Source organism: Microbacterium umsixpiens, assembly GCF_053543675.1.
This window is the reverse complement of record NZ_JBLVOH010000104.1, coordinates 9,663-11,599: the sequence shown is the minus strand read 5'-3', so window position 1 is coordinate 11,599 and position 1,937 is coordinate 9,663. Positions and strand designations below refer to the sequence as shown.

Sequence of the window (1,937 nt, the reverse complement as noted above, 5' to 3'; positions counted from 1 at the left end):
CCCCCCTCTTCGTGCGTCGAGCTGCTCAGTCGGTGATGCGGCAATGCGTCGTGAGCTCGCCGATGCCGTCGATTCCGACGGTCACGGTGGAGTGGTCGCGCAGGAAGATCTGTGGATCCCGCGAATACCCGGCGCCACCGGGGCTGCCCGTCGAGATGAGGGTTCCGGGCAGCAGCGTGAGTGACTGCGAGAGGTGCGCGATCAGCTTGGCGACGGAGCGCACCATCTGGTCCGTGCTGGCGTCCTGAACCGTGTGGCCGTCCACGACCGCCCAGATATGCAGATCCTGCGGGTCGGAGATCTCATCCGCGGTCACCGCGAACGGTCCGGTCGGGGTGAATCCGTCGAACGACTTGCATCGCGACCACTGCGCCTCGGAGAACTGGATGTTCCTGGCGGTGATGTCGTTCACCACGGTGTAGCCCCAGACGTGCGAGAGAGCATCCGCCTCGCTGACGTCCTTGGCGGGGGTTCCGATGAGCACGCCGAGCTCGGCCTCGTAGTCGACGGCCTCGCTGAGGGATCGCGGCCAGGAGGTGGTCTGTTCGTGTCCGGTGAGCGAATTCGGCCACAGCGTGAACACGGTCGGTGCCGCATCGGTCTTCAAGCCCAGCTCGCTGGAGTGCGCCGCATAGTTGAGGCCGACGGCGAGCACGGCCGGGGGAGCGATCACGGCGGAGGAGAACGCCCAGTCGCCGAGCGGATGGCGCTCCGCGTCTGCGGCGGCCAGCGCGGCGCGCAGTCGCTCGAGGAGAGGGTCCCCTCCCTCGATCAGCTGCTGCAGCGTGGCAGGGGCGTCGTTCAGGAGATCAGAGACGAGGATGGCGTCCGAGTCCTGCACCACGGCGAGAACCGTGCGCGGGGAGTCAGGACGGCGCAGGTGAGCGAACCGCATGGTTCTACGCTACCGGCTGCCGGGCGACGAGCGGGTGGAGGACTCAGCCATACCCGAGGCGTCTCTCTTGTTCCCCATAAGCTTTGGCTATGAGTTTCGGAGGACCCCCGCCGCCGCAGCAGCCCTCGCCGTACATGCCGCCACCCCCGCGACAGCCGGCTTATGCCTCGCGTCTGGCCCAGCCGACACCGTACACACCGCCTGCTCCGGTCGCGCCGTCGCCGGCCGAGTCGCTGCCCGCGCTGCCGGTGCCGACGCGCAAGGGGCGCACGATCTCGCTCTGGCTCTTCGGTTTCCTGGGCTTCCTGCTGCTCGCCCTGGTCGGCTATTTCGGGTGGGCGCTCGGTGTCTTCGCCTCCGTCGTCGGTTTGGTGCTCGCCCTCATCCCGCTGACCGTGGTGTTCCTCGGCGTCCGGATGATCGACCGCTGGGAACCGGAGCCGAAGCGCCTCGTGTTCTTCGCGATCGCCTGGGGCGCACTGGCGGCTGCGGGGCTCACTCTGCTCGTCGACGTGGGGTTGACGATCCTGCTCGGCATCACCTCCGATGCCTTCACGGCGGTGGTGCAGGCGCCGATCGTCGAGGAGTTCTGGAAGGGACTCGGGGTCTTCCTCATCTTCCTGCTCGCCCGTCGCGCCTTCGACGGTCCGGTGGACGGTGTCGTGTACGGAGCACTCGTCGGCGCGGGGTTCGCCTTCACCGAGAACATCCAGTACTTCGCGGTCAGCCTGATCGAGGGTGGTGGCGAGCAGCTCACCGTCACCTTCGCCGTGCGCGCGATCCTGTCCCCGTTCGCACACGCCATGTTCACGGCGGTGACCGGCTTCGCGATCGGTCTGGTCGCGCGGCGACACGGATCGGCGAGCTCCGCGATCGGTGCGGGCCTGCTGGGAATGCTCGGAGCAGTCCTCCTGCACGCACTCTGGAACGGGTCCGCGACCTTCGCCGACTTCTTCGGACTGTACTTCACCCTGCAGGTGCCGCTCTTCGTCGGCTTCATCCTCGGAATCGTCGCTCTCCGTCGCGAAGAGGCGCGCCTCAC

The 1,937-nt window shown here is 67.7% G+C and carries 2 protein-coding genes; one reads left to right on the top strand and one right to left on the bottom strand.

All coding sequences use genetic code 11. From position 1 onward, the window contains the following. Positions 1-25 precede the first annotated feature (25 nt). A complete protein-coding gene (locus tag ACNPM4_RS10650) occupies positions 26-895 on the bottom strand; it encodes a fumarylacetoacetate hydrolase family protein (RefSeq protein ID WP_400858721.1) in 870 nt (289 codons plus the stop codon). 89 nt (positions 896-984) lie between these two features. Here ACNPM4_RS10650 and ACNPM4_RS10645 point away from each other — a divergent pair. After that, positions 985-1,937 (top strand): PrsW family intramembrane metalloprotease (locus ACNPM4_RS10645; RefSeq protein WP_448985660.1); only part of this gene is annotated, 953 nt, incomplete at its 3' end.

What these genes read in the sequence shown, in the direction of transcription:
- ACNPM4_RS10650 (WP_400858721.1), bottom strand. Translation starts at nt 895, where the DNA reads ATGCGGTTCGCTCACCTGCGCCGTCCTGACTCCCCGCGCACGGTTCTC.